Source organism: Roseateles oligotrophus, from assembly GCF_014204525.1.
Taxonomy (GTDB): domain Bacteria; phylum Pseudomonadota; class Gammaproteobacteria; order Burkholderiales; family Burkholderiaceae_C; genus Paucibacter_A; species Paucibacter_A oligotrophus_A.
Map to the genome: position 1 here is coordinate 182,412 of NZ_JACHLP010000005.1, position 14,284 is coordinate 196,695.

Here is a 14,284-nt window from a genome sequence, read left to right on the forward strand (position 1 = left end):
AGGCCGAAGGGTGCACCAATGAGCGCGGCCTTGCGAGCCGCGCCCCTGCGCTTGTCGCCGGCCTGGCGCCAGGCCTTGCCGGGTTTTGCCCTGGCTTTGCTGGGCGTGCTGCTGCTGTTCCGCGGCACCGGCCTGGCCATGGTGGAGATCTGGCATCGCTCCGAGACCTTTGCCCATGCTTTTGTCGTGCCGCCGCTCTCGCTGTGGCTGATCTGGCGCCAGCGCGCCGCCCTGGCCCGGCTCGACCCGCGCCCGGCCTTGAGTGCGCTGCTGCCCCTGGCCCTGGCCGGCTTGCTGTGGCTGCTGGGTGAGTTGGCGAGTGTCAATGCGGCCACCCAGTTCGCCTTCACCGCCATGCTGATCCTGCTCGTGCCGGCGACCCTGGGCTGGGCGGTGGCGCGCAGCCTGGCTTTCCCGCTGGGCTTTCTGTTCTTCGCCGTGCCTTTCGGCGAATTCATCATGCCCCAGCTGATGGAGTGGACGGCGGACTTCACCGTCGCCGCCCTGCGCCTGAGCGGGGTGCCGGTGTTCCGCGAGGGCTTGCAGTTCGTCATCCCCACGGGCAGTTGGTCGGTGGTGGAGGCCTGCAGCGGTATCCGCTATCTGATGGCTTCGGTGATGGTGGGCACCTTGTTCGCCTACCTGAACTACCGCTCGCTGGCGCGGCGCTGGATCTTTGTCGGCGTGGCCATCGTCCTGCCCCTGGCCGCCAACTGGATGCGGGCCTATCTGATCGTCATGCTGGGCCATCTCTCGGGCAATAAGCTGGCGGCCGGGGCCGATCATCTGATCTATGGCTGGGCTTTTTTTGGCGTCGTGATGTTCGCCATGTTCATGATAGGCGCGCGCTGGTCCGAGTCCGATGCTGCGCCCGCTGTATCGGCCGAAGTGCCTGCTTCGAGCGGCCGCCCTCCGACACAAGCCCTGCCTGCCTGGCTGCCCTGGGCCAGCGCCTTGCTATTGCTCGGCCTGCTGGCCCTGCCGCAGCTGCTGGTGGCCCGCCTGGCGCACAGCAGCACAAGCCAGCCCCCCCAGCTCAGCGCAAGGGATCTGGTGGGCCCGGGCTGGCAGCAGCGCGCCGACGCGGCGCCGCAATTCAAGCCCGCCTTCGAGCAGCCCGCGGCCGCATTGCAGGCCAGCTACGCCCAGGCCGATGGCATGCAGGTCGGCCTCTATCTGGGCTATTACCGCCACCAAGGCTTCGAGAGCAAGCTGATCAGCTCCAACAATGTGCTGGTGCGCTCCAAGGACCCTGACTGGGCCCAGGTGTCCAGCGGTCATAGGGAGCTGGCGCTCGATGCCGGCCCGCTGCCGCTGCGCACGGCCGAGCTGCGCGGTAGCGCCCTGGGCCATGGTTCGAACGAGGCCGATCTGCAATCGCGCCTGCGGGTCTGGCAGCTTTACTGGGTCAACGGCCGGGTGCTGAGTCAGGACTGGCAGGCCAAGCTCTACGGCGCCCTCTACCGCCTGATGGGGCAGGGCGATGATGCTGCTGTGATTATTCTGTACGCCAACAAGGCGCAGGCCGGCCAGGACGACGCCCTGCTGCAGCGCTTTGTGCGGGACAACTGGACGCAGATCGAGGCGAGCCTGCGGGCCCAGCGTGACGCGGGCCTGGCCCAGGGGGCGCGATGAGCGGGTCGGTGAGGGACAGCCGCCCCCTGGTGCTGCATGTGATGTACCGCTTCGACACCGGCGGGCTGGAGAACGGCGTGGTCAATCTGATCAACCATATGCCGGCCCACGCCTACCGCCATGCCGTGCTGGCACTCACCGAGGTGACCGATTTCAGGCAACGCATCCAACGCCCGGATGTGGAGTTCATCTCCTTGCACAAAAAGCCGGGCCATGGCTTCTGGCTGTTCCCGCAACTGTTCCGCCTGTTCCGCCGCCTGCGGCCCACCATCGTGCACAGCCGCAATCTGGCCGCGTTGGAGGTGCAGCTGCCGGCCTGGGCCGCCGGTGTGCCGGTGCGCATCCACGGCGAGCATGGGCGCGACGTCACGGATCTGGACGGCAGCAATCTCAGCCATCAGCGGGTGCGGCGCTTCTACCGGCCGCTGGTGCAGCGCTATATCGCCTTGTCACGCGATCTGGCGGACTATCTGCAGCGCGCCGTCCATGTGGAGCCGGCCCGCATCACCCAAGCCTATAACGGCGTGGACACGCAGCGCTTTGCGCCGGCCGAGGGCGGCCCCCAGCCCATCCCCGGCTGTCCATTCGATCCGGCCCGGCATTGGCTGGTCGGCACTGTGGGCCGCATGGCGCCGGTGAAGGATCAGCTGATGCTGGCCCGCGCCTTTGTGCAGCTGCTGCAGCAAAGACCCGAGCTGCGCGAGCGCCTGCGCCTGGTGATGGTGGGCGAGGGGCCCTTGCGCGCCCAGGCCCAGGCCTTGCTGACGGAGGCCGGCGTGGCCGAGCTGGCCTGGCTGCCGGGTGAGCGCAGCGATGTGCCGGCCGTGATGCGCGGCCTGCATTGCTTTGCCTTGCCCTCCCTGGCCGAGGGCATATCGAATACGATTCTTGAAGCCATGGCCTGTGGCTTGGCCGTGGTGGCGACCCAGGTCGGCGGCAGTGCCGATCTGGTGCTGGAAGGCCAGACCGGCCTGCTGGTGCCGCCCGCGCAAGCGCAGGGCATGGCGGCCGCCTTGCAAGCCCTGGCCCTGGACCCGGCCCGGGCCCAGGCCCTGGGGCAGGCCGGCCGGGCGCGGGTGCTGGCCCAGTTCAGCATGCGGGCCATGATGAAGACCTATGCCTGCGTCTACGACCAGCTGTGCCAGCAGCAGGGCGTGGCCGGAGCAAAGACTTTTGATGTTTGAATTTTTCACAGGCCTTACGCAAAACCGCCGCAGCGGCGTTCGAGCACCTTGCCGTACCAGGTGTACTGTCTGCGGCGCTCTGCCTTGCTGCGACAATTTTGCGTAAGTCCTATTTCAATAGCGAAGCAGACTATGTGCGGCATCACCGGCTTTTTTGACACCCGCGGCAAGCGCGATATGAGCGCGGCGGTTTTGCAGCGCATGAACGATTCGCAGCATCACCGCGGCCCCGACGAGGGCAGCCTGCATCTGGAGCCCGGCTTGGGGTTCGGCCATCGCCGCCTGTCCATCATCGACATCGCCACCGGCCAGCAGCCCTTGTTCAACGAGGACGAGTCGGTGGTGGTGGTCTTCAACGGCGAGATCTACAACTACCAGAGCCTGATCCCCGAGCTGCAGGCCCTGGGCCACCAGTTCAAGACCAAGAGCGACACCGAGGTCATCGTGCACGCTTGGGAGTCCTGGGGCGTGGACTGCGTGCAGCGCTTTCGCGGCATGTTCGCCTTCGCGCTGTGGGACCGCAACAAGCAGACCCTGTTCATGGCGCGCGACCGCCTGGGCGTCAAGCCCTTGTACTACGCCTTGCTGGACGATGGCACTTTGCTCTTCGGCTCCGAGCTGAAGTCCCTGGTGGCCCATGGCGGCCTGCGCCGCGACATCGACCCGCTGGCGGTGGAAGAGTATTTCGCCCTGGGCTATGTGGCCGAGCCACGCACCATCTTCAAACAGGCCAAAAAGCTGCCACCGGCCCATAGCTTGCTGATACGTCGCGGCGAGCCGGTCGGTGAGCCGCGCCGCTTCTGGGATGTGCGCTTCTCGCTGGACGCCAAGATCGGCGAGGCCGAGGCCTGCGAGGAGCTGACGCGCCGCCTGCAGGAATCCATACGCCTGCGCATGATTGCCGAGGTGCCGCTGGGTGCCTTCCTCTCCGGCGGCGTGGACTCCAGCGCCGTCGTGGCCATGATGGCCCAGCAGTCCGGCGGCCCGGTCAACACCTGCTCCATCGCCTTCGAGGACCCGGCCTTCAACGAGGCCGCCTTCGCGCAGACGGTGGCGGATCGCTATCACACCAACCACCGGGTCGAGACGGTGCAGAGCGACGACTTCGACCTCATCGACACCCTGGCCCGGCTTTACGACGAGCCCTATGCCGACAGCTCGGCCATCCCCACCTACCGGGTCTGCCAACTGGCGCGCAAGCATGTGACCGTGGCCTTGTCGGGCGATGGCGGCGACGAGACCTTTGGCGGCTACCGCCGCTACAAGCTGCATCTGATGGAAGAGCGCATGCGCTCGGCCTTGCCGCTAGGCCTGCGCCGCCCGCTCTTCGGCACCCTGGGCCAGCTCTATCCCAAGGCCGACTGGGCGCCGCGCGTCTTCCGTGCCAAGACCACGTTCGAAGCGCTGGCACGCGACTCGGTGCAGGCTTATTTCCACAGCATGTCCCTGCTGCGCGATGCGGACCGATCGAAGCTCTACAGCAAGTCCTTCAAGGCCGAGTTGGGCGGCTACACGGCCCGCGAGGTCTTCAGCCGCCACGCCGCCCATGCCGGCACCGACGACCCGCTGGCCCTGATCCAGTACATCGATACCCAGACCTATCTGGTCGGCGATATCAACACCAAGGTGGACCGTGCCAGCATGGCCCATTCGCTGGAGGTGCGCGAGCCCTTGATGGACCACGAGATCGTCGAGTGGCTGGGCACCTTGCCCTCCTCGCTGAAGATACGCAATGGCGAGAGCAAATTCCTGCTGAAGAAGGCGATGGAGCCCTATCTGCCGAACGACATCATGTATCGCCCCAAGATGGGCTTCGCCGTGCCGCTGGCGCGCTGGTTCCGCGGCCCGCTGCGCCAGCGGGTGCGCGGGGCCTTGCTGGCCGGGCCGCTGGTCGAGTCCGGCATGTTCGATCAAGCAACGATTGCGCAGATGGTGGAGCAGCACGAGGGCGGCTCGCGCGACCACAGCACGCCCTTGTGGAGCTTGCTGATGTATGACGCCTTTCTGCGCAATGTGATGGACGGCAGCGCCGCCAGCGGCCTGCCCAAGCTCGCGGCTCGGAACGAATTGGTCGGGGTTTGATCGTTTGATGAAGATTCTCTACCACCACCGCACGGCCTCCAAAGACGGTCAGTCCACCCATATCACCGAGATGATTCTGGGCCTGCGCGCCCTGGGCACCGAGGTCATCGAATGCGCGCCCTCGGTCGGCTCCGACAGCCCGGCCGAGGCCGGTGGCGGCAGCCCCGGCTGGGTGGGGCGGCTCAAGGCCTTGCTGCCGCGCCAGCTCTACGAGTTGGCCGAATTGGCTTATTCCTGGATTGCCTATCGCCGCCTGAGTGCTGCCATCCGCCAGCACAGTCCGGAAGGCATTTACGAACGCTACAACCTCTATCTGCTGGCCGGCATCTGGGCCAAGAAGCGCTTCAAGCTGCCGCTGATTCTGGAGGTTAATGCGCCGATGGCGGTGGAGCGGCGCGAGTACGGCGGCCTGTCCTGGCCGCGCCTGGCCGACTGGGCCGAGCTCTATGTCTGGCGGCAGGCCGATCTGCTGCTGCCCGTGACCCAGGTGCTGGCCGACTATATGGTGGGCAAGGGCCTGGACCCCGCCCGCATCCAGGTCATTCCCAATGCCATCAATCTGGCGCATTACCAGCATCTGCCCAGCGTGGACGAGGCCAAGGCCGGCCAGGGCCTGCAGGGCAAGCTGGTGGTGGGTTTCACCGGCTTTGTGCGCGAGTGGGACAGGCTGGACCGCATCATGGCCTGGGTGGCCAAGCAGGCGCCGCGTTACCCCGTGCACCTGATGGTGATAGGCGACGGCCCGGCGCGCGCCGAGATCGAGGCCTGCGCCCGCCAGCTGGGCGTGGCCGAGCGCCTGAGCTTCACCGGTGCCGTGCCGCGCGAGCAGGTGCCCGCCTTGTCCATGGCCTTTGACATCGGCTTGCAGACCGCCCTGGTGCCCTATGCCTCGCCCTTGTGCTTGTTCGAGTACCTGGCCCTGGGCAAGGCCATCGTCGCGCCCGATCAGCCCAATCACCACGAGATCCTGAGCGCCGGCGTGGATGCCGTGCTCTACGATCCGCTGGACACCCAGGGCATCGAGAAAGCCCTGGATCAGCTGTGCGAGGACGCCGCCCTGCGCGAGCGGGTGGCCGCGGCCGCGGCCGGTGTGATCAAGGCCAAGCAACTGACCTGGGTGCAGCATGCGGCCCGGGTGCTGGGCCTGTTCCAAAGCCTGCAAAACAAGAACAAAGAGAAGTGAGCCCGCTGCCGTGACCGAGCCCCGAAAACTGCGTGTCCTGACCTTCTCCACGCTCTACCCCAGCAGCGTGCGGCCGGGCCATGGCATCTTTGTCGAAACCCGTTTGCGCGAGCTGATTGCCAGCGGCCAGATCGAATCCCGCGTCGTCGCCCCCGTGCCCTGGTTTCCCTCCACCGATGGCCGCTGGGGCGAGTACGCCCTGATGGCCAAGACCCCGGCGCGCGAGCATCGCAATGGCATCGAGGTCTTGCATCCGCGCTACGGCCTGCTGCCCAAGATAGGCATGAGCCTGGCGCCGCTGGGGCTTTATCTGGGCGCCAAGGCGGCCGTGCAGCAATTGCTGGATGAGGGCTTTGATTTCGATGTGATCGACGCTCATTACTACTACCCCGATGGCGTGGCCGCCGCCATGCTGGCCCGGCATTTCAACAAGCCGCTCACGATCACCGCCCGCGGCACCGACCTGAACCTGATCCCGGAATACACCTTGCCGCGCAAGATGATGCAGTGGGCGGCGCGCCGGGCGCAGGCCTCCATCGGCGTTTGCTCGGCCCTGGTCGATGTGCTGCGCGGCTGGCAGATCCCCGCGGAGCGCCTGCATGTGATGCGCAACGGCGTGGACCTGCAGCGCTTCCGGCCCGTGCCGCAGGCCCGGGTTCGCGAGGAACTGGGCTTGCAGGGCTCGCCCCTGCTGATGTCGGTGGGCTATCTGATTGAACGCAAGGGCCATCACCTGGCCATCGAGGCCCTGGCCCGGCTGCTGCCGCGTTATCCCGACGCCAGGCTGGTGATCGTGGGCGAGGGCCCGGAGCGCAAGAATCTGCAGTCCCTGGCCGAGCAGCTGGGTGTGGCCCAGCACTTGAGCATGCCCGGCGCCCAGCCGAATGCCGAGCTCTACCGCTGGTATAGCGCGGCCGACATCTTCATCCTCGCCTCCAGCCGCGAGGGCTGGGCCAATGTCTTGCTGGAGGCCATGGCCTGCGGCACGCCGGTGGTCGCCAGCGATATCTGGGGCACGCCCGAGGTGGTGTCGGAGCCGGTGGCCGGCCGCCTGGTCGGGCAGCGCAGCGGTCAGGCTTTTGCCCATGAGCTGGAGCAATTGCTGGCCGCCATGCCCGATCGCGCCGAGGTGCGCCGTTTCGCCGAAGGCTTCAGCTGGGCCGCGACGACCCAGGCCCAGCTGGACCTGTTCGGCCGGCTGAGCCGGGCCCGGACGCAGGGCGGGGGGCGCGATGCGTGACCTGATTCTGGGCGGGGTCCTGCTGTGGCTGATGATCAAGGCCTTGCGCCATCCCTGGATAGGCATCATGGGCTGGACCTGGGTCAGCATCATGAATCCGCACACCTATAGCTGGGTGCTGAACTCCCTGCCGGTGGCCGCCGCCATGGCCGGCTCGACCCTGGTCGGCATCTTCGCCACCAAGGACAAGATCCACTACTTCGTCAGCCGTGAGACCGGGGTCTTGATGCTGTTCATGCTGTGGATGTGCATCACCCTGCCTTTCTCCTTCTTCTTCGACCGCAGCTTTGACCTCTGGGTGCGGGTCATGAAGATCGACTTCATGATCCTGGTCGCCCTGGCCGTGCTCTACACCCGCCAGCACATCTTTGCCCTGACCTGGGTGCTGGTGGGCTCGCTGGGTTTTTACGGCGTCAAGGGCGGTTTGTTCACCTTTGCCACCGGTGGTAGCTACCGGGTCTGGGGGCCCGAGGGCAGTTATATCGAGGGCAATAACGAGGTCGCCCTGGCCCTGGTGATGACCATCCCCTTGATCCGCTTTCTGCAGCTCAATGCCAGCAATAAGTGGATGCGCCGCGGCCTCGGCCTGGCCATGCTGCTGTGCGCCGCCTCGGCCCTGGGCAGCCAGTCGCGCGGAGCCTTGCTGGCCATCGCCGCCATGACGCTGGTGCTGTGGTGGCGGGGCAAGAACAAGGCGCAGATGGGCTTGCTGCTGCTGGTGCTGGGGGCGGCCCTGGTCATCTTCATGCCGGACAGCTGGACCGAGCGCATGTCCACCATCAAGACCTATGAGCAGGACACCTCGGCCGGCGGGCGCATCAATGCCTGGTGGATGGCCTTCAACCTGGCCTCGCACAATTTTTTTGGCGGTGGCTTCATGGTCAGCGCCGGGACTTTGTTCGCGCTCTACGCCCCCGACCCGCTGGACGTGCATGCGGCCCACAGCATCTATTTCATGGTCTTGGGCGAGCATGGCTTTGTGGGCCTGTTCATCTTTTTGCTGCTGTGGTTTTTCGTCTGGCGTTCGGCCGGCCGGCTCTACCGGGAGGGGCGCAAAAAGCCCGAGACCCAGTGGTTCTCCGACCTGGGCGCCATGTGCCAGGTGAGCCTGGTGGGCTATCTGGTGGGCGGTGCCTTCCTGAGCCTGTCCTATTACGACCTGCCCTACAACATCATGATTCTGGTGGTGCTGGCCTGCCGGCTGATGGATGGCAAGGTCAAGGAGCCGCTGCCGTCCGCGCCGCAGAGGCCTCGTCTGGCTTGACACTCGGCCACGCTCTTCACTTCTTTACTTTTGCTCGCCAATGGATTTCATGCGTCTGGGTTTCAAGCTGCTCTCGGCCACTGCGGCCCGTGGGCGTTTGTCGATACTGATTTTTCACCGCGTGCTGCCGCGGCCGGACGAGATTTTTCCCGACGAGGTCCATGCCCAGCGCTTTGACCAGATCTGTGCCTGGCTGAAGGCCTGGTTCCAGGTCCTGCCCCTGGATCAGGCCGGGCACTTGCTGGCCCAAGGCCGGCTGCCCGCGCGCGCCTGCTGCATCAGCTTCGACGATGGCTATGCCGACAACCAGCAGATCGCCCTGCCGATTCTGCAAAAGCACGGCCTGACCGCCACCTTCTTCATCGCCACCGGCTTTTTGCAGGGCGGGCGCATGTGGAATGACACGGTGATCGAGTCTCTGCGCCACTGCCGCCTGGCCGAGCTGGATTTTGGCGAGCATGGCCGCTACCGCCTGAGTGACGCGGCATCCCGCCGCGCGGCCATTGAGGCCATCATCGGCAAGATCAAATATTTGGCCGTTGAGCAGCGCCTGGCCGCGACGGAAGACCTGCTGGCCCGCAGCGGCGCGCTGCTCAGCGAGCCCTTGATGATGGGCCCGGATGGCGTGCGGCGCTTGTCCGAGGCCGGCATGCAGATCGGCGCGCACACGGTCTCGCATCCCATTCTGGCCAGGACGGCGCCTGAGCTGGCACGCGAGGAAATCCTAGTCAGCAAGCGCTATCTGGAGGATTTGCTGGGCCAGCCCTGCACGCTGTTTGCCTACCCTAACGGCAAGCCCGGCCGGGACTATGCGCCCGAGCATGTGGCCATGGTGCGCGAGCTGGGCTTCCAGACCGCCGTGTCCACCGCCTGGGGCGCCTCCGGCCCCGGCGCCGACCCGCTGCAGCTGCAGCGCTTCACGCCCTGGGACGCCTCAAAGAGCGCTTTCGGCCTGCGCTTGATGCGCAATTTGATCGTTTAGACCTTGTAGCCCGGCGCGTGTTTTTGCAGCCACTGCGCCAGCATCATCAGGATCCACAGCATCTCGCCGTAATAGCCGGGGTGTTCGGCCAGGCGCTGGTCCAGCAGCTGGCGCACAAAACGCTGATTGACCAGGCCGCGTGCGACCAGGCTTTCCAGCGAGGCGGCGGCCAAGGCCTTCAGCTCCGCATGGCGGGTGGCCCAGACGCCGAAGGGCAGGCCGAAGCCCTGTTTCTTCTTGGTGATGATCTCGTCCGGCAGGAAGCCGCGCAGTGCTTCCTTGAAGAACCAGCGCAGCTTCAGACCTTTGAGCTTGTAGTCGCCCGGCAGCTTGAGGGCGATGGCCAGCATGCGTTCGTCCAGCATGGGGAAGCCCACGCTCAGACCGGCCAGCTGGGTGGTGCCGCGCACCTTGGGCAGATCGGCCTCGGCCAGGGTGTAGCGCCAGTCGAAGGCCAGCATGCGGTCGACCAGATGGGCGGTCTTGGGCGCGGCCCAGACCTGCGCCTGCTGGGCCTGCGGCCCGGCTTGATTGACCGAGGCCAGGAAGGCGGGCGACAGCACCTCGGCCACACCCAGGCGCTCCAGCAGGTTATAGGTCTGCAGGCGGTCGGGCATGGGCACCTTGGCCTGGCGCACATAGCTGCTGGCCTTGCGCAGCAAGGGGGTGGCCTCGGCCACGCCGTTCAGCAGCAAGGGGTCGACCAGGGCCGCGCGCAGGCCGGCCGGGATGTCCTCGTAGACGCCAAAGACTTTTTGCTTGGCATAGCGGGTATTGCCGCCGAAGAGCTCGTCGCCGCCGTCGCCCGCCAGAATCTTGGTGACCCCGTCCTGCTTGGCCATCTTGGCGCAGTAGTAGGCGGGCAGGGCGGAGGAGTTGCCAAAGGGCTGGTCGTAGAAGCCGGCCACCAGGGGGATGCTTTGTACCAGGTCCTGGGGCGTCACATAGTATTCGTGATGCTCGGTCTGGAAATGCTTGGCCGCCAGGCGGGCGTATGCCATCTCGTCATAGCCCTCGGCCTCGAAGCCGATGGAGTAGCTGGCGGGCCTTTGTCCGCTTGGGCCGCTGACGCGGGCCAGCATGCCGGCGATGGTGGAGCTGTCGGTGCCGCCACTCAGGAAGCAGGCCGGCTTGCTGCCGTCCAGCTGGGACTGCACCGAGTCGGCCAGGGCCTGCAGGAACTCGCTCTTGAGCGTGCCGAAGTCGGGCTTGGCCAGGGGCTGGAAGTCCGGCGTCCAGAAGGGCTGGACGCTGAGCTTGCCTTCCGAGAAAACCGCGAAGTGCCCGGCCGGCAGGCGGAACACATCCTTGAAGATGGTGCGCGGCGCCGGGATGACGTGGAAGTAGAGGTAGTCGTAAATCGCCTGCGGGTCGATCTCGGCGCCCTCGGCCAATTCATCCGCCCGGCTGGCAAAGCGCAGCTCATTGCCGACCACCCGGTAGCACAGGGTTTCGATGGCGAAGCGGTCCACCGCCAGCACACTGCGGCCGTCGGCCAGGTCCAGGCCCAGGGCGAAGCTGCCTTGGATGCCGGCCAGGGCCTGGGCCGGGTTGGCTCCGCCTTCGAAGGCCTGCCGCCAGGCGCTCTCGCTGCCCTGGGCTTCCTGCATCTGTGCCAGCTGCGCTGCGCCAAAACGAGGGCTGCCGGTCAACAAGGTGCGGGAGAGTGCGGTCATTTGCGGTCTTGATCTGGAAACGGAAGGAGTTTTTGATACCGGCGCGGCAGTATCTGGAAGGCCGAGCGAATATACCCGATGGGCGCGGCCTGGATTTGGGCCAGAGTAAGCGCGGCGACCCTTTGTTTACGGGGGGCGGAACCAGGGGTTTGGCTCAAGTATCATGGCCCACGGATTTTGCGCGGAGCCCCATTGAATCGTCGAGTTCTCATGATTGCCTACCATTTCCCCCCCTTGGCGGGGAGCAGCGGCATCCAGAGAACCCTGCGTTTCGCGCAACAATTACCGGCGCATGGCTGGCAGCCCCTGGTCTTGAGCACCCATCCCCGGGCCTATCCCAGCACCAGCAGCGATTTGCTGGGCGAGATCCCCCCAGAGCTGGTGGTAGGGCGTGCCTTTGCCCTGGACACGGCCCGTGATCTCTCGCTCCTTGGCCGCTACCCCGGCTGGCTGGCGCGGCCCGACCGCTGGCTGAGCTGGCGCCTGGATGGCTTGCGCCTGGGCCTGCAGATGATCAGGCGGTACCGGCCGGCGCTGATCTGGTCGACCTTCCCGATTGCGAGCGCGCATTTGATCGCGGCCGATTTGCAGCGCTGCTCGGGCCTACCCTGGGTGGCGGATTTCCGCGACCCGATGGCGCACGATGAATATCCCCGCGATCCGAAAATCTGGGCCTCATACCGGCGCGTCGAGCAAATTGTTTTTGATCGCGCCCGCCATTGCACATTCACCACCCCGGGCGCCCTGGCTTATTACCGGCAACGGTATCCGCTGCGGGCGGCCGATATTTCCTTGCTGGAAAACGGTTATGACGAGGCGAGTTTTCTGGCCGCCGAGTGCAAACTCGGCCCCAGGCCGCCGGGCGGCCCGCTGATCTTGCTGCACAGCGGCATCGTCTACCCCTGGGAGCGCGATCCACGGCCCTTGTTTGCCGCGCTGGCCAGCCTCGCCGCCACGGGCCAGCTGAGCCCGGCCCAGCTGCGCCTGCGCTTCCGTGGCTCGGCCCATGACGATGAGCTGGCCCGCATGGCCGAGGCGGCGGGCGCCGCCGATTTCATCGAACTCTGCCCGCCCTTGCCCTATGAGGAGGCCTTGGCCGAGATGATGTCGGCCGATGCCTTGCTGCTGCTGCAGGCGGCCAATTGCAATACCCAGGTGCCGGCCAAGCTCTACGAGTATCTGCGCGCCGGCCGGCCGATTCTGGCCTTGACCGACGCGGCCGGTGATACCGCCGCCACCTTGCGGGCGGCCGGGCTGGGCGACATCCTGCCCCTGGACTCTGCGCCGGCCATCGCCGCGGCTGTGCCGGCCTGGCTGGCCCGGCTGCGGGTCGGTACGGCCTCGCTGCCCGCGGCCGAGGTGGTGGCCGCCGCGTCCAGAGCCAGGCGCTCGGCGGCGTTGGCGGGCTTGTTGGAGGGCTTGGTTTAGGCCGGCTTCGGAAACAGGGCCACGTCCGGCAGGCCCTCGAAGTGCGCATCACAGGTCAGCAGTTTCGCTCCCATGTGCCGGGCGGTCGCATAGACGATGGCATCTGCGGTAGCCAGCTTGTGCTCACGGTGCAGATCGGCCGCCAGCAGGGCGATGCTCGTGTCCAGCGGCACGACGACGCATTTCTGCGTGTAGGCAATCATCTGGTCGGCCTGATCCTCGCCCGCTTCGCGCAGCAGCCATTTCGACAGCTCAAGTTGCACGATGGTGGGCACGATGCATAGGTCTTTGTCCGGGAACTGTTTGCCAAGCTTGTGGCCCAGAGCGGTGGCGCATAGCCATTCGATCCAGGCCGAGGTATCGACCACGCAAGGGCCGGCCATCAGTAGCGGTCTTTGCGGTCGCGATAGCCCTCGCTGCGCGCGCCCTTGGCGATGCCGGCCAGTTGGCTCAGTTCGGGCACAGGCATCACCAGCACACCCTGGCCCTTGGGGATGAAGACGAACTCCTGCCCAGCCTCCCAACGCTGCTTCTCGCGCACGGCTTTGGGGATGGAGATCTGGAACTTGCTCGACAGCGTGGCAGTACTGTTCATGAACTTACCCTCGGTCATCGATCGGACTTTGGTAAGAATACATCGGTTTGCCGGCTTGGGCAGTTCTGAGTCACCAAGGAACTCAGCGAATCTCCAGCGCCGGCAAGCTCTTGACCAGATCGTCCAGGGCCTTGAGCTGGCTCAGGAAGGGCTCCAGCTGGTCCAGGGGCAGGGCGCTGGGGCCGTCGCATTTGGCCTGGTCGGGCTCGGGGTGAGCCTCCAGGAACAGGCCGGCCAGGCCGACGGCCAGGCCGGCGCGGGCCAGCTCGGCCACCTGCTGGCGGCGGCCACCGGAGGCGGCGCCGCCCGGGTCGCGCTGCTGCAAGGCGTGGGTGACGTCGAAGATCAGCGGCAGGTTCTGGCAGCTCTTTTTCATCACGCCAAAGCCCAGCATGTCCACCACCAGATTGTCGTAGCCGAAGCAGCTGCCGCGGTCGCAGAGGATCAGTTGCTCGTTGCCGGCTTCCTTGAACTTCTCGACGATGTTCTGCATCTGGGAGGGGCTGAGGAACTGCGGCTTCTTGATATTGATGACGCGGCCGGTCTGGGCCAGGGCCACGACCAGATCGGTCTGGCGGGCCAGAAAGGCGGGCAGTTGCAAGACATCCACCACCTCGGCCACGGGTTTGGCCTGCCAGGGTTCGTGCACATCGGTGATCAGGGGCACGCCGAACTCGGTCTTGACCGCCTCGAAGATCTTCAGCCCTTCTTCCAGGCCGGGGCCGCGGTAGGAGTGGATGGAGGAGCGGTTGGCCTTGTCGAAGCTGGCCTTGAAGACATAGGGAATGCCTAACTTCTGCGTCACGCGCACATATTCGGCAGCGGCGCGCAGGGCCAGCTCCTTGGATTCCAGCACATTGATGCCGCCGAACAGGACGAAGGGTTTGTCGTTGGCGACGGTGATTTGGGGGGCGATGGTGATCTGCATGAGCGCGAAGTCCTTGAGTTCTTGTCGGCAGGCCGGGCCTGCTCGGAATGGGCTCAAGTGTAGCGGCTGGGCCTCGGCAGAGGCCGT

The 14,284-nt window shown here is 66.1% G+C and carries 12 protein-coding genes; 8 read left to right on the top strand and 4 right to left on the bottom strand.

All coding sequences use genetic code 11. The features are described 5' to 3' along the window. Nucleotides 1–18 precede the first annotated feature (18 nt). The 7 genes from xrtA (at nt 19) to HNP55_RS13340 (ending at nt 9,570) form a co-directional block, all read left to right on the top strand. Nucleotides 19–1,635, top strand: a complete 1,617-nt coding sequence (xrtA, locus tag HNP55_RS13310) for an exosortase A (protein WP_184300063.1) — start codon at nt 19–21, stop codon at nt 1,633–1,635. An 8-nt stretch (nt 1,636–1,643) separates the two neighbouring features. Next, on the top strand, nt 1,644–2,819 hold the full coding sequence (locus HNP55_RS13315) for a TIGR03088 family PEP-CTERM/XrtA system glycosyltransferase (protein ID WP_184300066.1): 1,176 nt from the start codon (nt 1,644–1,646) through the stop codon (nt 2,817–2,819). A 132-nt stretch (nt 2,820–2,951) separates the two neighbouring features. After that, a complete protein-coding gene (locus HNP55_RS13320) occupies nt 2,952–4,901 on the top strand; it encodes an XrtA/PEP-CTERM system amidotransferase (protein ID WP_184300069.1) in 1,950 nt (649 codons plus the stop codon). A 7-nt stretch (nt 4,902–4,908) separates the two neighbouring features. Next, on the top strand, nt 4,909–6,084 hold the full coding sequence (locus tag HNP55_RS13325) for a glycosyltransferase (protein WP_184300072.1): 1,176 nt from the start codon (nt 4,909–4,911) through the stop codon (nt 6,082–6,084). 10 nt (nt 6,085–6,094) lie between these two features. Continuing rightward, entirely contained in the window at nt 6,095–7,324 is a 1,230-nt protein-coding gene (locus HNP55_RS13330) for a glycosyltransferase family 4 protein (protein WP_348648703.1), read from the top strand. Then, nucleotides 7,317–8,588 carry a putative O-glycosylation ligase, exosortase A system-associated gene (locus HNP55_RS13335; RefSeq protein ID WP_184300075.1) on the top strand — a complete coding sequence of 424 codons (1,272 nt, stop codon included), beginning with the start codon at nt 7,317–7,319 and terminating at the stop codon, nt 8,586–8,588. The genes HNP55_RS13330 and HNP55_RS13335 overlap by 8 nt, the downstream gene beginning before the upstream one ends. Nucleotides 8,589–8,628: 40 nt before the next feature. Beyond that, nucleotides 8,629–9,570 carry a polysaccharide deacetylase family protein gene (locus HNP55_RS13340; protein ID WP_246448397.1) on the top strand — a complete coding sequence of 314 codons (942 nt, stop codon included), beginning with the start codon at nt 8,629–8,631 and terminating at the stop codon, nt 9,568–9,570. Here the strand turns inward: HNP55_RS13340 and HNP55_RS13345 are convergent. Continuing rightward, nucleotides 9,567–11,246 (bottom strand): asparagine synthetase B family protein, encoded by a 1,680-nt coding sequence (locus HNP55_RS13345; protein WP_184300080.1) that lies wholly within the window; start codon nt 11,244–11,246, stop codon nt 9,567–9,569. The two genes, HNP55_RS13340 and HNP55_RS13345, sit on opposite strands and share 4 nt — an antisense overlap. A 210-nt stretch (nt 11,247–11,456) precedes the next feature. On the opposite strand from HNP55_RS13345, the gene HNP55_RS13350 reads away from it, so the two are divergent. Next, a complete protein-coding gene (locus tag HNP55_RS13350) occupies nt 11,457–12,674 on the top strand; it encodes a glycosyltransferase (RefSeq protein ID WP_184300083.1) in 1,218 nt (405 codons plus the stop codon). On the opposite strand, the gene HNP55_RS13355 is transcribed toward HNP55_RS13350, so the two are convergent. The 3 genes from HNP55_RS13355 to kdsA form a co-directional block, all read right to left on the bottom strand. Then, nucleotides 12,671–13,057: a type II toxin-antitoxin system VapC family toxin gene (locus HNP55_RS13355; protein ID WP_246448398.1), complete on the bottom strand. Its 387-nt coding sequence runs from the start codon at nt 13,055–13,057 to the stop codon at nt 12,671–12,673. The two genes, HNP55_RS13350 and HNP55_RS13355, sit on opposite strands and share 4 nt — an antisense overlap. After that, nucleotides 13,057–13,269: an AbrB/MazE/SpoVT family DNA-binding domain-containing protein gene (locus HNP55_RS13360; RefSeq protein WP_184300085.1), complete on the bottom strand. Its 213-nt coding sequence runs from the start codon at nt 13,267–13,269 to the stop codon at nt 13,057–13,059. The genes HNP55_RS13355 and HNP55_RS13360 overlap by 1 nt, the downstream gene beginning before the upstream one ends. Before the next feature lie 82 nt (nt 13,270–13,351). Beyond that, the gene (gene kdsA, locus HNP55_RS13365) at nt 13,352–14,197 is read right to left on the bottom strand and encodes a 3-deoxy-8-phosphooctulonate synthase (protein WP_184300089.1); all 846 of its coding nucleotides are present in this window, start codon (nt 14,195–14,197) and stop codon (nt 13,352–13,354) included. Between the last annotated feature and the right edge of the window lie 87 nt (nt 14,198–14,284).